Origin of the sequence: Rugamonas rivuli (assembly GCF_009380165.1) — a bacterium.
Lineage (GTDB): Bacteria > Pseudomonadota > Gammaproteobacteria > Burkholderiales > Burkholderiaceae_D > Rugamonas > Rugamonas rivuli.
The window spans coordinates 45,835-61,150 of sequence record NZ_WHUF01000012.1; the positions used below are offsets into that span (position 1 = coordinate 45,835).

At 67.1% G+C, this 15,316-nt stretch carries 14 protein-coding genes; 10 read left to right on the plus strand and 4 right to left on the minus strand.

The features are described 5' to 3' along the window. The first annotated feature begins 50 nt into the window (after positions 1-50). From GEV01_RS29230 to GEV01_RS29260, 7 genes are all read left to right on the plus strand, one after another. Positions 51-1,409: a hypothetical protein gene (locus GEV01_RS29230; RefSeq protein WP_152809732.1), complete on the plus strand. Its 1,359-nt coding sequence runs from the start codon at positions 51-53 to the stop codon at positions 1,407-1,409. Between the two features lie 11 nt (positions 1,410-1,420). Next, the gene (locus tag GEV01_RS29235; protein ID WP_328595656.1) at positions 1,421-2,005 is read left to right on the plus strand and encodes a hypothetical protein; all 585 of its coding nucleotides are present in this window, start codon (positions 1,421-1,423) and stop codon (positions 2,003-2,005) included. 3 nt (positions 2,006-2,008) lie between these two features. Beyond that, entirely contained in the window at positions 2,009-3,124 is a 1,116-nt protein-coding gene (locus tag GEV01_RS29240; RefSeq protein ID WP_152809736.1) for a hypothetical protein, read from the plus strand. Further along, positions 3,121-4,251, plus strand: a complete 1,131-nt coding sequence (locus GEV01_RS29245; RefSeq protein WP_152809738.1) for a hypothetical protein — start codon at positions 3,121-3,123, stop codon at positions 4,249-4,251. The genes GEV01_RS29240 and GEV01_RS29245 overlap by 4 nt, the downstream gene beginning before the upstream one ends. Before the next feature lie 101 nt (positions 4,252-4,352). Next, a complete protein-coding gene (locus tag GEV01_RS29250; protein ID WP_152809739.1) occupies positions 4,353-6,620 on the plus strand; it encodes a hypothetical protein in 2,268 nt (755 codons plus the stop codon). A 34-nt stretch (positions 6,621-6,654) separates the two neighbouring features. Next, positions 6,655-8,964 carry an SUMF1/EgtB/PvdO family nonheme iron enzyme gene (locus GEV01_RS29255; RefSeq protein WP_152809741.1) on the plus strand — a complete coding sequence of 770 codons (2,310 nt, stop codon included), beginning with the start codon at positions 6,655-6,657 and terminating at the stop codon, positions 8,962-8,964. 44 nt (positions 8,965-9,008) lie between these two features. Further along, entirely contained in the window at positions 9,009-9,353 is a 345-nt protein-coding gene (locus GEV01_RS29260; protein ID WP_152809743.1) for a zinc ribbon domain-containing protein YjdM, read from the plus strand. On the opposite strand, the gene GEV01_RS29265 is transcribed toward GEV01_RS29260, so the two are convergent. Then, positions 9,354-10,238 (minus strand): LysR substrate-binding domain-containing protein, encoded by an 885-nt coding sequence (locus GEV01_RS29265; RefSeq protein ID WP_152809745.1) that lies wholly within the window; start codon positions 10,236-10,238, stop codon positions 9,354-9,356. It lies immediately after the preceding gene. A gap of 101 nt (positions 10,239-10,339) precedes the next feature. Here GEV01_RS29265 and GEV01_RS29270 point away from each other — a divergent pair, with 101 nt between their 5' ends. The 3 genes from GEV01_RS29270 to GEV01_RS29280 all read left to right on the plus strand — a co-directional run bounded on the left by GEV01_RS29270 (position 10,340) and on the right by GEV01_RS29280 (position 11,985). Beyond that, the gene (locus tag GEV01_RS29270; protein ID WP_008447751.1) at positions 10,340-10,627 is read left to right on the plus strand and encodes a DUF1330 domain-containing protein; all 288 of its coding nucleotides are present in this window, start codon (positions 10,340-10,342) and stop codon (positions 10,625-10,627) included. Positions 10,628-10,703: 76 nt separating this feature from the next. Further along, entirely contained in the window at positions 10,704-11,102 is a 399-nt protein-coding gene (locus GEV01_RS29275; RefSeq protein ID WP_152809747.1) for an OsmC family protein, read from the plus strand. A gap of 4 nt (positions 11,103-11,106) precedes the next feature. Further along, positions 11,107-11,985: a pirin family protein gene (locus GEV01_RS29280; protein WP_152809749.1), complete on the plus strand. Its 879-nt coding sequence runs from the start codon at positions 11,107-11,109 to the stop codon at positions 11,983-11,985. Positions 11,986-11,995: 10 nt separating this feature from the next. Here the strand turns inward: GEV01_RS29280 and GEV01_RS29285 are convergent, their stop codons facing one another. The 3 genes from GEV01_RS29285 to GEV01_RS29295 form a co-directional block, all read right to left on the minus strand. Next, on the minus strand, positions 11,996-13,483 hold the full coding sequence (locus GEV01_RS29285; RefSeq protein WP_175023294.1) for an FHA domain-containing protein: 1,488 nt from the start codon (positions 13,481-13,483) through the stop codon (positions 11,996-11,998). 186 nt (positions 13,484-13,669) lie between these two features. After that, positions 13,670-14,677: a PP2C family protein-serine/threonine phosphatase gene (locus GEV01_RS29290; RefSeq protein ID WP_152809752.1), complete on the minus strand. Its 1,008-nt coding sequence runs from the start codon at positions 14,675-14,677 to the stop codon at positions 13,670-13,672. A gap of 89 nt (positions 14,678-14,766) precedes the next feature. Beyond that, positions 14,767-15,315 carry an SH3 domain-containing protein gene (locus GEV01_RS29295; protein WP_152809754.1) on the minus strand — a complete coding sequence of 183 codons (549 nt, stop codon included), beginning with the start codon at positions 15,313-15,315 and terminating at the stop codon, positions 14,767-14,769. Position 15,316 lies beyond the last annotated feature (1 nt).

Below are 15,316 nucleotides of genomic sequence, written 5' to 3' on the forward strand. Positions count from 1 at the left end.
CGTCCGCCATAGCGCGCTCATTTTCGTTTTTCTATTATTGACAGGACTGTATGCGCTTGCCAGGAACCCGCTATCAGGAGCACGGCTGGGAACAGGTGCGCAAATTGCTCGGACACTGCTCGCTGCAGGCGTTCCGGCAGCTTGAGATGCACCAGCTGCTCGACCCCGGGCAGCACGCGCCGCTGCTCGACAGCTATACCGATGCGGTAGCCGCAGCGCTGCGCGCGGGCGCGCGCTCGGCCCGCGCCGAGGCCGAGGGCAATAGCTATGGCGACAGCGTGTACGAGCTGTCGCTTAGCCTGCTGTTCGAACTCCAGGCGCAGCCGTCGTTCTGGCTGGCGTTCGCCGCCGCCGTCGCCGCCGAACATGCGCGCAGCGGCGCCTTCTGGCTCGACGCCGCCGCCGAGGGCGTGATGCGCAAGAAGGTCAACGATATGTACGCAGGCCTGCGCGACAAGGTCGACGCCGACAGCTACATCGCCACCACAGGCCGCGACTGCTCGCCCAACAAAATCTACACCTACCGCATGCTCGACACCGCGTACCGCGAGATCGCCGGCCTGTTCGCCGACTGGCGGCAGCATGCGGGGCAGGTGGGCGCCATCCTCGGGCGTCCGCTGGACGGCAGCCCGATCGAGGTGCGGCAGATGAAGTCCATCGGCGGCTGCAAGGCGGAGTGGATCATCCGCTGGAGCGAATCGCAGGAGCGCTACGCCGGTTCGCCCGGGCCGCTGCACACCCGCTCCAAGCGTTTCGCCAGCCTGAAAAACAGTCCCGGGAAGATCGCGGCGATGCTGGCGGAGATCGGCGATTATGAGGAACTGTCGGCGAATATGGACCGTGCCGACGACTGGCAGGGCGATGCCGGCGAGGCGGCCCTGTGGCTGGAAGACTACTGGCGCGTGATCGGCGAGTCCGAGCAGCAGGAGGCGCACGGCGGCCTGCAGGACGAGGACCGTATTCTGCCCGAGCCGGCGGCGGACGAGGCGCCTGGCGACGCGGACGCGGACGCGGAAGACGAGGGCGCCGCCGCCACGGCGTCGTCGGAGCCTGATGCACGCGACTTGGCGCATGATCTGGCGGCCGAGCAGGCGCTGGCCGGCACGCTTTCCCTGCCCCCCCGCTATCTTGAATTGGCGCGGTCTGCGCAGGAATCCGGGAGCTGGGCGCTGCGCATACTGAGCGCGGAGTCTCTGCCGATCCGGCTGGCCGTGTACCAGAAACTGCTCGGCGTCGCGGACGATACCTATCCCGACGCCTGGCTGGACCCGGCCACCGGCGAGCTGCCGACCTTGCAGCAACTGGCGGCGCTGGACCAGATTTCGATGCCGACGCTGCGCAAGCGCCGCAACGAAGCGATCGACAAGCTGTACGCGGCCAATACCGGCAAGGGCCTGGCGGCGAAATGAAGGAGAACGAATTGAAATCAGCACACGATGAGCAAGAAGCGCGGCTGCGGGAGCGCCTGCTGCTGGGCCGCGCCGTGCCGGGCGACCGGCTGATGCTGGCCGACGCCACGCTGCTGGCGGCGCTCGACGGCAGCCGGGTGCTGACGCCGAACGAGCGGCAGGCGCTATCGGCCTCGCCGTTGACGCTGCGGCGTTTCCGGCAGCTGTCGCTGGAGCGGCAGGCCGCGCCGTCGCAATCGCCGCAGGCAGCCAACGATCCGGTGTGGACCGGCAGCAGCGGCATGTTGCGCGCCGCCGCCACGGCCACGGCGCTGGAATCGCTGGCGACCGACGACGGCTGCTGGACGCTGCACTTCCTGTCGCAAGGCGAGGGCTGGCAGGTGATCCTGGGCTTGTCGGCGGAGGCACCGTTTGCCCCGCGCCTGCTGCGTGAGCGTGTGATGGTGCGCGTCATCGACGGTGGCGGCGCGATCATTTTGCAGGGACGTCTGGATGCGGACGGCGAGTGCGAATGCAGCTGGCCCTTCGCCACGCCACCGGCGCGGCATTTCCAGATGTACGGTGCGGGTTTCGCCGTAGAGCCGGTGCCGGCTTAGACCATGGGCATATTTTCCCTGCGCCGCAAACCGGCCGCCGATACGGGCGGACTGGGAACCAGCTTGATCGCGCTGAGGCTCGATGCGGGGGACGTTGCGCCGGTTCATAGCACGGTGGTGGTGTTCAACGCCGGCGGCCATGCGCGCCGCGCGGCAGCGGGGAAGGTGGCGTGCGAGCAGGGCGAGGTGGCCGTGTGTTTTCATCCAGGTCCGTACACGGTGCATCTGACGCCGTTTGCGGCGGCGCCGGAATGGGCGCTGCGGCTGCGGTTTGTCGTCGATGCCGCCAACCCGCGCGTGGAGCGGCAGAGGTTTGATTTATACCTTTACAGCGAGATGGCGGAGCGGCTGGACGTCGAGGCGTTCCGCGTGTCGGCGCAGACGGCGCTGCAAATCGAGCTGGCCCAGGGCGCGCTGGATCTGCCGCCTTGCACCTCGCTCGAAGAGTGGCACGCCTTCCGTGCCGGGCTCAATCAGCTGATGTACACGCGCTTTGGCGTGACGGTGGACGACTGCGTGCCGGTCGACCTGGGCGATCAGATCGATTTCGCCGATGTGCTGAAAGTCCGCGCAGCCGAGCAAGCCGTCGCCGCTGCTGCCGAGAGTTTCGCCGCCGCCGCCGCGCCGCCAGCCGACCGGGCGCCGGTGGCATCGGTGGCTTCGGTGGCGTCGATTGGCGCCACACGGCCCGACGCCGCACCGGCAACCGCGCGGCAGGACGCGTTCGGCCTGCGCCGCCTGTTCCTCGAACTGCCAAGCCTGAGCAGCGGCCTGCGCGTGCTGGTCCTGCCGGAAGGCTTGCCTGTCTTCCAGCAGCACCAGGCCCTGTTGCTGCGTCTCGGCATGGCCGCGCTGAACGTCAACACCATGCCCTCGCTGGCCTGGGCCGCGCCCGACCAGCCGCTGCCGCGTGAGGAGCAGGCACGCCGCACCGGCCAGACCCTGCTCGCCGTGCAGGCGCTGGACGAAGCCTGGGCGCTGCTGGCCCGCCTGCAGCTTGCCGCCCATGCCCAATGGCCAGGGCTGCTGGACGAAGCAGACCGCATCTGCGCCAACCTCGAAACGGGCCTGGCCTTCCGCCGCGCCCCGTACGCGCCCCGCACGGAGCCAACGCTATGACCACGCCGATCACGCCGACGCCGTCGACCACGCCCACCGCGTCCGCCACGCTCTCGGCCAGCCACGTCCCCGCCAACGCCGAATGCCGCAGCGTGCTGGCCGACGGCCGCGTAGTGACGATCACCGCCAGCCGCCGCCCGCGCGCCAACCGCGCCGACGTCAAATGCACCGTGGCCGCCGCCCCGGTCGTCGCCGAGCGCATGCAGGAAGTCGTCCGCCTGGCCCGTCACACCGAGGTGCGCTTCGATAGCCGCGACCAGGTCGTCCTCAGCATGGACATCCCTTCCGGCGCCGCGGACCGCGACTGGGAGCTGGCCGCCGTGCTGGCGGACCGTATGGTGCGCGGCCTGTTTCAGCCCGCGCCAACGGGCCGCATCTATGCCCAAGGCTGGTCCGACAGCTGGCACCTGGGCCGCGTGCAAGGCGGCCCGACGCCCGCAACGGCCTGCGCCCAGCCGCATATCGCTCCTGAAGACAGCATCATCGCCGGCGGCCCAGCGGCCAACGGCGAAGCCTCCCCGCAGATCCTGCACATTACCCACCTGGGCGCATTGAGCGGCCACGCCGATCCATCGGCCGCCGTCTCCACCGTGCGCACCTGGTTCCCGCTGCACAGCGGCGGCGTCCATGACAGCCTGACATGGGTGGAGGTGAGCGTCTTCCCAATCGAAAGCGACGCCGCAGCGACGGAGGAAGACAGCATCGCCGCTCCCGGCCTGGACTTCAGCGCCCAACTGGAAGTGCGCCAGACCCTGGCAGGCGCCCGACACTTCGACGGCAAAGGACTGGGGCGCTGGCGCAGCGTGGTGCGCTTCGGTCAGGCGCGCTTCCAAGGCGGATCGTACCAACTGGCGCTGGTGATGGCCGACCGCCTCGCGCGCGGCCGCGAGTTCGTGCCGCGCGGCCGCCTGATCGCAACCGGCTGCTCCAGCGCCTGGCATGCAGGCCGAGTGGACACGGTCGAAGGCCGCGAACCCAAGCTGGAATTGATACTAAAGCAAGCGGTGCCGGGCGACCGGGTGCTGCTGCCCAAGGCCTGGCAGGGCGAACTGCCGGCCGGTTTTGCGGCCGAACTGCGCCAAAAAGGCGCCACCTTGGCCTGCATCGACCGGATCGGCATGATTTGAAGCGGCGCGCGTATCGTGCGCAAGAATGAAAACGGGCGTGCCCTGCTAAAATCGGCAGATGCCAGGGCGGCCCGGAAGATGAATCGAAGAAGGAGTCTGACATGTTCCAAATGTTTGGTTTTGGCGGCGTAAAATGCCCGCGCTGCGAGCACAAAAACGACGACCAGTCGGGCTACTGCAAACACTGCGGTTTGACCTTGGGCGCCCCGCGCAGCGAGCCGGTCCTGCGCGACAACCGCTGGATACCGGGCGACGACGAGCTGGCCGTGTACTTCGGCGTCAGCGCCTTGTCCGGCATTTTCACCAAGACGCTGCGCGTCCCGGCCACCTCGCGCGCCTACATCCTGCAAGCCGACAAAGCCACCGAAGTACCACAAGGCGAATACGAAATCGAAGGCTTCTTCACCCGCCTGAACCATCTGCTGCGCAACCAGAACGCCGAAATTCTGATCACCCGCAGCACCGCGCTGCCGGTGGAGTTTTCGTTCGGCGACCTGCAAACGGCGGAACACCTGAAGATATCGGCCCGCTTCACCGTCAGCATCCGCATTGAAAACGTGCCGGCCTTCGCCCAGCATTTCATGACCGTGCCTGGCGTCGTCAGCACGCTGCACCTGCACGATCTGCTGGCGCCATCGGTGCACCAGGTGGCTGCCGAATTCGTCGGCAGCCGCGCCATGCGCGACATGGCGCAGAACGCCGAGCTGCGCCTGCAACTGGACGAACGCCTGCAGGCCGCGCTGAAGCTGCGCCTGGCCGGCTATGGACTGGCCGTCGAGCGGGTGGAGACGGCCGCGCTGCGCCACGATAAGTTCGACCACAACCGCGAGCGCATCGGCACCCTGTGGCTGGTGGCCGACGAGCGCCATGTGCAGCTGGAGCACGTCAAACAGCTGGACCAGATCTACGATGAAGAAGAGTGGCAAGCCATCTGGCGCGAAGAGCAGAAGATGCGCTCCGACCTGCGCCGCGCCGAGCTTCGCCAGGACGCCAGCGTCAACAAGGCCGAGCTGACCTTCAAGGAGTCCGAACGTCTGCAGGCACTGCGCGCGCGCGAGGTGGACCTGTACAGCCGCGTGATGGAATCGAAAACCCGCAAGGTCGCCATTGACAGGGGCGCCGGCACCATCCTGGCCGATCTGGAGCACGAACTGGCGAAATCCAAATCGCACCGTGCCGGCGAGCAGGCCGACTGGGAGCATGTGCGCCAGCTGGCTCAGATCAAGATGCGCACCGAGCTGGAAGTGCAGCAGCAGACGGCGGCCGGGCAGCGCCAGTTGGCGCAGCAGCGGCTTTCACACCAGCTGCGCCAGCAGTCCATCGAAAGCCAGATCGCGCAGGCGCTGCTGATCGAGGACGAATCGCACCGCCGCAACGAGCTGGCCGCGCTGCGCCAGCGCGAGAAAGCCGAAAAAGAACGCGAGCTTGAAATCGAGGCCGAAGGCCACAACGAACGCATCCAGGGCCTGAGCCTGGCCAACGCCGCGCGCCGCCGCGAGGCCGAGCGCGTGCAGGAGTGGGAAGACCAACTGCAACTGGCCCGCCAGCGCGAACTGCTGCGCGGCGACGCCGTCAAGGACGCCGCCAATGCCGTGCAGGTGGCCGAGATCAATCAGAAGATCGAGGAGTTGAAGCGCGCAGGCGCGCAGGCAGACGCCGTCGCCCAGTACGAGAAGCTGTTGCGCACCATCGAGGCGGACGGCGTGCATCAGCGCCAGAACCTGGCCGTCAACAAGCAGGCCATGCTGGATCAGCTGGAAGTGGACGAACAGCGCCAGATCCTCAAGCAGAAGGAGCAGGAGGCGCAGTGGCAGCGCGAGCTGAAAAAGCTGGAGCACGAGCGCGAAGAAAAATTCGCCCGCTGGAAGGGCGAGTACGACGTGCTGCTGGCGCAGCAGTCGCATGAGATCACGCGCATCGAAACCATCGGCCGCCTGAGCGACAGCGGCAAGGTCGCCACCGCCGCCGCACCGAACGCCGAAGCGCTCACGCAGATCATGAAGCTGCAGATCCAGGGCGGCATGACGGCCGAGCAGATACAGGCGCTGGCGCAGGTGGTGGCGGCCGAACATGGCGTAACCCCGGCCGAAGCGGCGCGGCTGGCGCATGAACGGGTGCTGGAGGAGCGCGCGCACCGCGACAGCGAAATGGACAAGGACCGCCGCCACCAGCTCGATCTGCTGAACGTGCAGAACGCCGCCAGCGCCAGCGCGCTGACGACGCAGAGCCAGCTGGGCGTCGGCGTGGCGCAGGCCGGAGCAGCCGCCTCGGCGCCAGCGCCGGTACGCTACTGCGCCAACGGCCATCCGACGCGGGCCGGCCACCCGCTGGACAAATTCTGCGCCCAATGCGGCGTGCCTTTAGCTTGAACAGCTTTGTGCAGGAACGGTTACACTTAGTTTAATGATGCAGACAGCAAGAGAAAAGATCCGCGAACTGCGGGCCTTACATGATGACGGCCTACTGAGCTTGCAGGAGTTCGACCGCCGCAAGAACGCCATCCTGGATGCGGAGTACGCGCCGCCGGGAGGCAGCGTCACGGCTGCACCGCCGCCGGTGCGGCAGGGGACGGAACTGGGGCTGATGTCCGGCCAGGAGATCGGCCCGCAGAACCGCCGCTACCGGCTGGAGCGCCTGATCGGCATGGGCGGCATGGGCCAGGTGTGGCAGGCGACCGACCTCGCCACCCACGCGGAGCTGGGCCACAGCGACATGGTGGCGCTGAAGATCCTGCCGCCGCAGCTGACGCAAAGCGCCACCCACGCCAAGCTGTTGATCGAGGAAGCGACACAGGCCCGCAAGCTGGCGCACGAGAACATCGTCCGCGTTTATGAATGGGCGCAGGATCCGGCTACCTCCAGCTACTTCATCATCATGGAGTACCTGGAGGGGCAGGACCTGGATGCGTATCTGGCGGCGCAAGGTCCGCTGCCGATGGAAGCCGTATTCCGACTGCTGACGCCTGTCGGCGATGCGCTGCAATACGCCTGGGACAAGCACAAGCTGGTTCACCGCGACATCAAGCCCGGCAACGTCTTCCTGACCCAGCGCGGCGAGATCAAGCTGCTGGACTTCGGCATCGCCTCGCGCGCGCGCAGCGCCGGCAGCAGCCTCGGTTTGCAGACGCCCAACGCCGGCACCGTCGGCTATCGCGCACCGGAGGCGGGCACGCATCAGCGCCAGCCCGCGCCCCGGCTTGATGTCTACGCCGTCGCGGTGATGATCTACCAGCTGCTGGAAGGCCGCATGCCATTCGACGACATGCGCCCGGCCGACTTCCACCCATCGCCTCCGCAAGGCCTCAACCCGGCGCAATGGAAGGTGCTGCAAAACGGCTTCGCCTATGCGCAGGAGCGCCGTCCGGCATCGGTCAGCGAGCTGCTGGCGGAGCTGCGCCGCGCCGACGGGCCAAGCGAGGAGGAACTTGCCGCGCAAGCCAGGCAGGCGCAGGACCGCGAACAGCAGCGCCAGTCGGAGCAGGCCGCCCAAGCCGCAGCCAAGGCCGCGCAGGCGGAACAGGCGCGCATCGCCGAGATGAAGCGGCAGGCGCTGGTGGCGGAGCAGACCGCGCGCCGCCAGGCCGAGGCGCAGGCTGCGGCGGTGGAAAAGACCAAGCTGGATCAGCAGCGCCGCCTGCTGGAGGCGAAGCAGCGCGCCGAATCCGAAGCCGCCGCGCAGGCGCGCAAGCAGGCCTTGCGCGAGCAGCTGCAAGCCCGCCGCGACGCCGACGCCAAGAAAGCCCGCGACGAGCGCGAAGAGCAGCAGCGCAAGGCCGCGCAGCTGAAGGCCGAGGCGGCGTATCGCGCCGAGCAGGAGCGCCACCGCAAGCAGCAGGCCGAACGCAACGCCGCCGAACTGGCCGTGCTGATGCCCACGGCGGGCAGCCCGGTGGCCGACGCCAACGGCGTGCTGCGCGACCGCTTTGTCGACGGCACCGGCGTCGGCCCGGACCTGGTGCTGATACCGACCGGCCGCTTCCAGATGGGCTCCCACGAACACGAACAGGCGGCGGCGATCAAGGCCGGCGCGCAAAAGAACTGGCTGGAGCGCGAGACGCCGCAGCACTGGGTGGGCATCGAGCACTCGTTTGCGATGGGGCGCTTCCCGGTGACGGTGGGGCAGTGGCGGCAGTTCGTGCGCGCCACCGGCTGGGAATCGCAGTCCGACACCGACTGGCGCGCGCCAGGCTTCGCGCAGAACGACGAGCATCCGGTGGTCGGCGTCAGCTGGGTGGATGCGCAGTTGTACCTGCGCTGGTTGTCGGAGAAGACCGGGCAGACCTACCGCCTGCCGAGCGAGGCGGAGTGGGAATACGCCTGCCGCGCCGGCACCAAGACCGCCTTCAGCTTCGGCGACACCATCTCCACCGAGCAGGCCAACTACGACGGCCACTACACGTACAACGGCAGCCCGCGCGGCGCCTATCTGCAGGCCACCAACAAGGCCGGCGCCTTCCAGCCCAATCCATGGGGACTGTTCGACATGCACGGCAACGTGTGGGAATGGACGCAGGATGTGGTGCACGATAACTACGTCGGCGCACCGGTCGACGGCAGCGCGTGGGAAGAGGGAGGCGACCAGGTGCGGCGCGTCCTGCGCGGCGGCTCGTGGCTGTACAACCCGCGTTATCTGCGCTCGTCGGTGCGCAACGGCTTCTCGGCGGTGCTGGCCAACGACATCGTCGGCTTCCGGGTGGCTCGGAAACTGGTGTAGCCGCTGGTATAATGCTGCCTTCTTAAAAATACCAGGACCGTACCATGAGCGCCTTGCCACCATGCCCAAAATGCCAATCTGAATTCACCTACGAAGACGGTGCACAGCTGGTGTGCCCGGAGTGTGCGCACGAGTGGAGCGCCACCGCAGCCGAGGCGGCGGAAGAAGGCGCCAAGGTGTATCGCGACGCCGTCGGTAACATCCTGCAGGATGGCGACACCGTCACCGTCATCAAGGATCTGAAACTGAAGGGCGGCGGCGGTACCGTCAAAGTAGGCACCAAGGTCAAGAACATCCGCCTGGTCGACAGCGATCACGATATCGATTGCAAGATCGAAGGCTTCGGCGCCATGAGCCTGAAAACCGAGTTCGTTAAAAAAGTCGTGTAATCACCCCAGCCGTTCCAGCACAAAGTCCACGAAGCTGCGGACTTTGGCGCTGGGGCGCGCTTCCGGCCGGCGCAGGATGTGCATGGGCCGCGACGGCAGTTCCCACTTCGGCAGCAGCCGCACCAGTTTTCCTTCTTTTAGCGCGGGCTCCATCAGCATGTCCGCCTGCATTGCCACGCCCATGCCGGCAATGGCGGCCGAGACCAGCGATGCGCCGGTATTGCTGGTGAATGCGCTGCGCACCGCCACCTCGACCTGTTCCCCGTTTTTGTTGAAGCGCCATCCGGCATGCGGGCGCCAGTCAGAAAACACCAGGCAGTTGTGCTTCTCCAGATCCGACGGATGGCGCGGCGTGCCGTGCCGCTTCAGGTAATCCGGGCTGGCGCCGAGCAGCACGCGCCCAGGCTGCAAAGGCCGCGCGATCAAGCCACTGTCCACCAGCGAGCCCGAACGGATCACGACATCGACGCCTTCCTCTGCCATGTCGATCACGCGATTAGTCAGTACCAGATCAAGTTTCACTTGCGGGTATTTGGCCGCATAGGCGCCGATAACAGGCATCAGCCGCTGTTCGCCGTAGGTGGAGGGCGCGGAGACGCGCAGGCTGCCTTGCGGCTCGGCGCGCAGGTGTTCGGCCACGCGGTCGGCCGCCTCGACGCCGGCCAGCACGTCGCGGCAGCGTTCCAGGTAGACGGCGCCGATCTCCGTCAGCGACTGCCTGCGCGTGGTGCGCTCGATCAGGCGCGCGCCCAGTTCCAGCTCCAGCGCCTGCACGTGTTTGCCGACCATGACCGGGGACATGTCCAGCGCCTGCGCTGCGGCGGCGAAGCTGCGCGCGGTGGCGGCGGCCACGAATACCTGCATGCTGCGGAGTTTATCGCTCATATATTCGGAAGTATTGGTTACGAGTCTGTTAAATTCTAGCTTATTTATGCTTTGATGGCTTTGAATGACAATGGAGCCTCATTCAACAGCAGGAGGTCATCATGGCAGCATACGCAATCGGTTCGCTCACCTTACTCAACGCAGACTGGGTGCCGGAGTACAGCGCGCACATGCCGGCACTGGCGCAAAAACACGGCGGCAAGCCGCTGGCGAAAGCGGCGCCGGTGATCATCGAAGGTACGCCGTCGGTGCCGGAGACGCAGATCATCATCGAGTTCCCGTCGATGGAGCACGCGCACGCCTGGTACAACGATCCGGCCCACGCGCCGCTGAAGAAGCTGCGCCAGGGCGGCGCCGAGTTTTCGATGGTGCTGGTGAACGGCCTGTAGACGTTTAGTAGAGGCGAAACCCGGTCAAACGGTGTAGAGTGACGGTTTTGATAATGCCGTTTTCAAGGAACACCGTATGACTATCAAAGTACTGCGCGACCAGTCGCTGCCGATGCGTCACATTGTCCATGTGCGCAACCACATCCTGTCAACCGACGGCTCGGTGGAGGAGGGCGGCAACGACGCCGGCCCTTCGCCGCACGACCTGTACGACGCGGCGCTGAGCGCCTGCAAAGCGCTCACCGTGGTGTGGTACGCGAAGCGCAAGAACATCCCGCTGGAGCATGTGGACGTGAGCATGGAGCGCGACGCCAGCGAAGAGCGCCAGGGCACCTACCGCCTGGCCGCCACGCTGCACCTGACCGGCGACCTGACCGAGACCCAGCGCGCAGAGCTGCTGTCCGCCGCGCAGAAATGCCCGATCCACAAGCTGATGACTTCCGTGACCACCGAAGTCACCACCGTGCTGGGATAAGATCATGACGATTTCGCATCTGCTCAAGGGCCATGAAAAAGATCTGGGCGGCGGCTTTGTCGTGCGCCGCTACCTGCCGTCCGCCATCAAGCAGGCGGTGGGCCCGTTCATCTTCTTCGACCATTTCGGTCCGGTCGACGTGCCGCTGGATGCCGACCATGACGTGCGCCCGCATCCGCATATCGGCCTGTCCACCGTCACCTACCTGTTCGAAGGCGCGATCGATCATCGCGACAGCATCGGCAGCGTGCAGCGCATCGAGCCTGGCGCGATCAACTGGATGACGGCCGGCCGCGGCATCGTCCACTCCGAGCGTACGCCCAAGGATTTGGTCGGCAAGCCGCACCGCACGCACGGCCTGCAACTGTGGGCCGCGCTGCCGGTCGCGCATGAGGAGGACGAGCCGGGTTTCTGCCACACGCCGTCGTCCGATATTCCGGAGTTCGAGGTGGACGGCGCGCGCGTGCGTGTGCTGGTCGGTTCGGCCTTCGGCAAGACCTCGCCGGTGAAGACCTACAGCCAGACGCTGTACCTGGACGTGACGCTGAAGGCCGGCCATGAGCTGGCGCTGAGCGGCCTGCCGGCGGAAGCGGCGATCTATCCGATCAGCGGCGAGTTGCACATCGACGGCGCGGCGCTGGCGCTGCACAGCATGGCGCTGCTCGATACCACCGGCGCGCAGCTGATCAAGGCCGATGCGGATGCGCAGTTCGTGGTGATCGGCGGCGAGCCGCTGGATGGGCATCGCTTCATGTCGTGGAACTTCGTCTCGTCCAGCAAGGAGCGCATCGTCAAGGCCAGCGAGGATTGGGAAGCGCAGCGTTTCGAGAAGGTGCCGGGAGAGACCGAGTTCATTCCGCTGCCGGCGAAACGGCCGGCTTAAGCACTCAGGTTCAGGCGGTCGACATGGCATTGGCCGCCACGGTGCTATACAGGTCGGTGGCGCCGGTGCGGATGATCCAGTGTTCCGGATACGGATCGCTGGCGAAGCGGTTGTGGCGCGGCACGCGGCTCAGTTTATCGAGCGGCACCGTCGGCGCCAGCGCGGTTTCCTTGCCGGTCAGCTGATCGAGGTGCCAGAAGCCGCCGTCGCGGTGCAGCAGCAGCGGCAGCGCGGCCGCATGCGGCGCGGCGGCAAACGCCTTGAGCGGATAGCCGGGATGCGTTTCCGGCATCAGCAGGTAGAAGCATTCTGCATTGGCGCCCTGGTCGATGCGGTGCAGGATCACGCCGTGCGGCATGATGGCCGACACCGACAACACCACAATGCCCTTGATGCTGGCGCTCAGTTCTATGCGCATGCCCAGGCGCAGCGCGGTCGGCTTGTGCTTGCCCGGCCAGACGCCGTCCAGCAGCACGCCGTAGCGCGACACATCTTCAATTTCAAAACCCTGGCCCGCGCGGCGTATCACCGCATGGCGGCCGGACAGGCGGCGCGTGAGGCCATTGGTGTCCTGGCCGTCGGCGCCGTAGTGGGTCAGCAGCACGTCGGATTCCGGATCGACCAGTTCGAAGCGGCCTAACACGCATTCTTCCATCGCGAACAGGCGGATCTGGCGCTGGGCGCCGGCTTCCGGTGCGGCGTTGACCAGGCAGGCCGCGCGGCTTGGATGCGGATGCATGGCGGCGGCCACCGGCATGTCGATTTCGATCAGGTCTTCGTCCCAGGCGATGGTCGAGAAGCCCAGGTCGACCTTGCCGGCCGGTGCGTTCAGGTCCAGGTGGGCGATGCCGGCGTTGCGCGCGGTGACATCGATATCGAGGCTGTCGCCGCCTTGCGCGCTGACGCGGGCGATGGAGGCGTCGTCCGCCATCACGCGCACGTTCTTGTGCGTGCTGAGGAAGATGCGGTGGATTTCAGTCAGCGTCGCGTCCAGGCGCGGCACCAGGATGACGAAGGTGCACACCCATTTGCGCGACGCCAGCTCGGCGTGTTGGCTCAGCAGGTCGATGCTGATCTGGTACTGGCCGTGCTCCTTGCCGCGCGAGGAAAACTCGACAAACACGGGACGCCATTCGCCGTTGGTGGCGCGCACGAACTGCTGGCGCGCGGCGCCGTTGGGGATCAGGTCGGACTGCACTTGCAGCGTCAGTTGCGGGGCGCAGGCTTCGGGCATGCCGCGCAATTCCATCTTCAGGGTCTGGCGGCCGCCGGCGGCGCGCGGGTCGAAGCCGCTGATGTGCAGTTGCGGGCGCTCGGACTGGGCGCGTTGCAGGGGGCGGGCGTAGGTCGTGGGCGCGTGGGCTGCGCCGTTGGCAGGGGCGGCATCCAGCATCGTGCCGGGTACGCCGGAACGGGTGCTGCGCACGGCACTCAGCAGGTCGAAGCTGGAGGGCTCTGCTTGGGCGTGGCCGCCTTCGCAAGTTTGCGCTCCTGGCATGACCCAGTAGGTGCAGTGCGGGTGCTGGGCATTACTGCATTTTTTCATGACTAACCGACCGATGGGATACCCGTCAGTTTATGCGGTTTTCACTCTGTTTGGCAATCTAAGGTCCCGGCAATCGACTTATTTTTGACCCACGCCGCATCGTGGGGCGGGCACGCAACACCGGGCTCTCGCGTGTTATCAAAAATGCGACGGTATTGATGCGTGAGGCAGTGCCGTTTCGTCAATGTTTTCGCCGTGCGCGGGAGCGCGTGCGCCGGCGAAGCGCAGCACGATGGCGCTGAGATTGTCGATGTGGAGCTCGGGCGGCGGGTTGTTGGCGTAGTCGCTGAAGAGCGCGTCGAGCGCGGCCGCCGCGTGGTCCGGCCGGGCCAGCAGCGCCGGCCAGCGGGCGGTCCATAGCAGCGGCCGGCCGCAGGACCAGAAGCCGTCGGTGGCTAGCAGATAGGTAGCGTCGGCGCGCACGGTCAGCAGGCGGCGGTCGGCCAGGCGGCGCAGGAAGGGCGGCAGGTTGGCGTCGCTCAGCGGCAGCAGGCCGTCGTCCAGCACCTGCGGATTGATGAAGGCGTTGCCGAGGATGTAGGCCTGCGTGATCTGCGCGCGGTGTTCGCCGTGCACCTGCTGCCACCATTCCTGCTCGCCGAGCAGGCCGTGCATGGCGAAGGAGGTGGCGGGTACGTGGTCGACCGTCAGCGGGTCGGCGGCTTGCGTGGTGATTTCGTACAGCCGCGAATCGCCCACGTGGTAGAGCATCGGCGCGGCGCCGGGCGGGATTTCGAGCAGTGTCAGCGTGGTGCCGGGACGGCGGAAGCTGTCGTCGTCGCCCTGGCGGCGGAACTGCTCCTGCAGGCGGGCGTGCAGGGCGTCGAGTCGGGCGCCGAGTTCTTCCAGCGTGGCGCAGGCGGGGATCAGCAGCAGGCCGGTGGCCACGGCTTCGGCGGCTTCGCGGCCATGACCGTGGCCGCCCATGCCGTCCAATACGGCCAGGCGCACGTGGCCGCGCGGCCAGTCGGGCAGCGTGACGCTGTGAGGAGTCTGGTCGCGCAGGAAGGCGGCGCGGCCGCCGGCATCGATGATGAGCAGGTTGTCCTGGTTCTCCGGCACCTGCAGTTTGCTGATGCTGGCGCTGCTGCGCGCGGCCACGTCGAGGCCGGGGCCGAAGTCCAGCGAGTCGGTAATTCTAGTCATCGGTGCGGGCGCCGCAGCGCGGGAGGCGAAAGGCCACAGCTTAGCCGAAAATATGCTGGCGTGGGACGGCGCCTCGGCGCGCGCGGACGTCATTCGCCGCTCCGGCGCAGCCACAGGCTGTTGACCCAGCCGGTGCTTTCGCGGCCGGCCACGCTGGCTTTGATCTGCCACCAGTCGCCGCTGCGCAAGCCGGTCGGCGTGACGATGGCGCCGGCAGGTACGGTGATCAGGCGCGCGGCGTGCACGCCTGCGGCTGCGCGCAGGTTCAGGTCGCGGTGAACGGCGAACGGGTGGCCTGCGATCAGGCTTGCCGATGTCGCTGCTGCCGATGCCGATGCGGCATCCCGCGGCGCCACGGCCGCCGTGATGGCGCGGGCTTCCGCGCGCCGGTCGGGGACGGCGGCTTGGGCTGCGGAGGTGGTGGCGACGGCCGGTACATCGTCGCGGCCGTCCTGCCGGGCGTGCGCCGCATACAGTATCAGGCTGCCAAACCCCCACGCTCCGGCCAGCGAAATGAGAAGCGCGCGTGCGTTCGGACGGCGCCACCACTGGCGCGGCGTCAGATAGGCGGCCAGGAACAGCGTGATCACCAGCCCCGCCGCAAAGGCGCCCGCCGCGTAAAGTTTAGCCGTTTCCATG

What these genes read in the sequence shown, in the direction of transcription:
- GEV01_RS29270 (WP_008447751.1), top strand. Translation starts at nt 10,340, where the DNA reads ATGGCAGCATACGCAATCGGTTCGCTCACCTTACTCAACGCAGACTGG.
- GEV01_RS29260 (WP_152809743.1), top strand. Translation starts at nt 9,009, where the DNA reads ATGAGCGCCTTGCCACCATGCCCAAAATGCCAATCTGAATTCACCTAC.
- GEV01_RS29290 (WP_152809752.1), bottom strand. Translation starts at nt 14,677, where the DNA reads ATGACTAGAATTACCGACTCGCTGGACTTCGGCCCCGGCCTCGACGTG.
- GEV01_RS29255 (WP_152809741.1), top strand. Translation starts at nt 6,655, where the DNA reads ATGATGCAGACAGCAAGAGAAAAGATCCGCGAACTGCGGGCCTTACAT.
- GEV01_RS29230 (WP_152809732.1), top strand. Translation starts at nt 51, where the DNA reads ATGCGCTTGCCAGGAACCCGCTATCAGGAGCACGGCTGGGAACAGGTG.
- GEV01_RS29295 (WP_152809754.1), bottom strand. Translation starts at nt 15,315, where the DNA reads ATGGAAACGGCTAAACTTTACGCGGCGGGCGCCTTTGCGGCGGGGCTG.
- GEV01_RS29240 (WP_152809736.1), top strand. Translation starts at nt 2,009, where the DNA reads ATGGGCATATTTTCCCTGCGCCGCAAACCGGCCGCCGATACGGGCGGA.
- GEV01_RS29285 (WP_175023294.1), bottom strand. Translation starts at nt 13,483, where the DNA reads ATGCCAGGAGCGCAAACTTGCGAAGGCGGCCACGCCCAAGCAGAGCCC.
- GEV01_RS29275 (WP_152809747.1), top strand. Translation starts at nt 10,704, where the DNA reads ATGACTATCAAAGTACTGCGCGACCAGTCGCTGCCGATGCGTCACATT.
- GEV01_RS29250 (WP_152809739.1), top strand. Translation starts at nt 4,353, where the DNA reads ATGTTCCAAATGTTTGGTTTTGGCGGCGTAAAATGCCCGCGCTGCGAG.
- GEV01_RS29245 (WP_152809738.1), top strand. Translation starts at nt 3,121, where the DNA reads ATGACCACGCCGATCACGCCGACGCCGTCGACCACGCCCACCGCGTCC.
- GEV01_RS29265 (WP_152809745.1), bottom strand. Translation starts at nt 10,238, where the DNA reads ATGAGCGATAAACTCCGCAGCATGCAGGTATTCGTGGCCGCCGCCACC.
- GEV01_RS29280 (WP_152809749.1), top strand. Translation starts at nt 11,107, where the DNA reads ATGACGATTTCGCATCTGCTCAAGGGCCATGAAAAAGATCTGGGCGGC.